The 1,639-nt window shown below is 44.9% G+C and carries 2 tRNA genes and 4 rRNA genes; all 6 read right to left on the bottom strand.

Annotated elements, in window-relative coordinates:
• Positions 1-371: 371 nt before the first annotated feature.
• A tRNA-Asp gene (locus L1D22_RS21945) sits at positions 372-448 on the bottom strand.
• 30 nt (positions 449-478) lie between these two features.
• Positions 479-594, bottom strand: a 5S ribosomal RNA gene (gene rrf / locus L1D22_RS21940).
• A gap of 42 nt (positions 595-636) precedes the next feature.
• Positions 637-713, bottom strand: a tRNA-Thr gene (locus tag L1D22_RS21935).
• Between the two features lie 73 nt (positions 714-786).
• A 5S ribosomal RNA gene (gene rrf, locus L1D22_RS21930) occupies positions 787-902 on the bottom strand.
• A 134-nt stretch (positions 903-1,036) separates the two neighbouring features.
• A 5S ribosomal RNA gene (rrf, locus tag L1D22_RS21925) occupies positions 1,037-1,152 on the bottom strand.
• 151 nt (positions 1,153-1,303) lie between these two features.
• Positions 1,304-1,639 (bottom strand): 23S ribosomal RNA (locus L1D22_RS21920); the annotation flags it as partial.

The following is a 1,639-nucleotide window of genomic DNA, read 5'->3' as shown; positions in this document are numbered from 1 at the left end:
ACCGTCAACAAAATGAGAAACGGATAAATAACGCATTCTAAGCCGAGCATTGGATGTGGAATTAATCAGACTCGGAAAATCATGCTTCATAAGGACTCCTTTTAAGAGTCCATATTAGATCACAAAATTAACGGAATTGGTATTATGTAGAGCGTGGAATCGGTTTTGTGAAGATAAAAGCAGAGTGATCTCGCTCTGCTTTAGAGATTGGTTAAACTTGATAAGTTAATTAACGGAATTGGTATAAGTGCTGGAGTGCCAGGGGTTGCGGACAACGGGCAAACCTTTTGCGGGACTCTTTCGACCGAAGGGGGAACACAATCATTCAAACGTAAAAAAGCCCAAGCAGTTATGCTTGGGCTTAGTATAAGTGGCGGAGTGGACGGGACTCGAACCCGCGACCCCCGGCGTGACAGGCCGGTATTCTAACCAACTGAACTACCACTCCGCAGTGTCTATTCAGCTTAAAGCAATTTGAGCCTGACGATGTCCTACTCTCACATGGGGAAGCCCCACACTACCATCGGCGCTATTGTGTTTCACTTCTGAGTTCGGCATGGAATCAGGTGGGTCCACAATGCTATGGTCGTCAAACAAATTCTATTGTTAACTTGATTAATCAAATCAACTAAATCGTGGTGCTGATACCCAGACTCGAACTGGGGACCTCACCCTTACCAAGGGTGCGCTCTACCGGGCTGAGCTATATCAGCAGTTCAAGAATCATTTAAAAACGATTCTGAAAACTTTTTGTCTTCACTTTTAAAAAGTGAAAATAAATTTGGAGCCTGGCGATGTCCTACTCTCACATGGGGAAGCCCCACACTACCATCGGCGCTATTGTGTTTCACTTCTGAGTTCGGCATGGAATCAGGTGGGTCCACAATGCTATGGTCGCCAAGCAAATTTTGCTTTTACTTTCAGCTTTTAAAAACTGAAGGCAAAATAATCTGGAAAGCTGCTTCTCTATTTAATAGAGCTATAAAAGTTTCTNAACTTTTTGTCTTCACTTTTAAAAAGTGAAAATAAATTTGGAGCCTGGCGATGTCCTACTCTCACATGGGGAAGCCCCACACTACCATCGGCGCTATTGTGTTTCACTTCTGAGTTCGGCATGGAATCAGGTGGGTCCACAATGCTATGGTCGCCAAGCAAATTTTGCTTTTACTTTCAGCTTTTAAAAACTGAAGGCAAAATAATCTGGAAAGCTGCTTCTCTATTTAATAGAGCTATAAAAGTTTCTCTTCAAACTCATTCAAGCGTTTAGTATTTCTTTGAGTCCACAAAACCCCTTGGGTGTTGTATGGTTAAGCCTCACGGGCAATTAGTACAGGTTAGCTCAATGCCTCGCAGCACTTACACACCCTGCCTATCAACGTYSTAGTCTWSRACAACCCTTTAGGACGCTTAAAGCGTCAGGGAAAACTCATCTCAGGGCTCGCTTCCCGCTTAGATGCTTTCAGCGGTTATCGATTCCGAACTTAGCTACCGGGCAATGCCATTGGCATGACAACCCGAACACCAGAGGTTCGTCCACTCCGGTCCTCTCGTACTAGGAGCAGCCCCCTTCAATTTTCCAACGCCCACGGCAGATAGGGACCGAACTGTCTCACGACGTTCTAAACCCAGCTCGCGTACC

It is taken from the genome of Vibrio sp. Isolate34 (assembly GCF_022397915.1).
Lineage (GTDB): Bacteria > Pseudomonadota > Gammaproteobacteria > Enterobacterales > Vibrionaceae > Vibrio.
This window is presented reverse-complemented; position numbering and strand designations above follow the sequence as displayed.